Annotated in this window: 1 pseudogene; it reads right to left on the bottom strand. The window is 67.9% G+C overall.

Annotated elements, in window-relative coordinates:
- Nucleotides 1-280: pseudogene (locus AAEY72_RS14620) on the bottom strand (HD domain-containing phosphohydrolase); the annotation flags it as partial.

Here is a 280-nt window from a genome sequence, read left to right on the forward strand (position 1 = left end):
GCTCGCGGCCCCGCAGCGCAGCTCGATCATGCTCGCGCACACCTGGACCATCGCGGTGAAACTGCTTTTCAGGTCGCTCTGCGCCGCTTCGAGAAACATCACGGTCTGGCCAAGCTCCTCGGTGCGCGCGCGAACCTGCGTTTCGAGGTCGGTATTGAACCGGCGCAGCGCGTCGTTCTGCGCTTCGGTGAGGGCCGCCAGCCGCGCCGCTTCGCGACGCAGACGGCGCTGCTCCAGCGCCTGCTCGATGGTCAGCAGCAGGTCGTGATCGTCCCACGGC

This window comes from Psychrobacter sp. W2-37-MNA-CIBAN-0211 (assembly GCF_040309405.1).
GTDB classification, from domain to species: Bacteria; Pseudomonadota; Gammaproteobacteria; order Pseudomonadales; family Moraxellaceae; genus Psychrobacter; species Psychrobacter glaciei.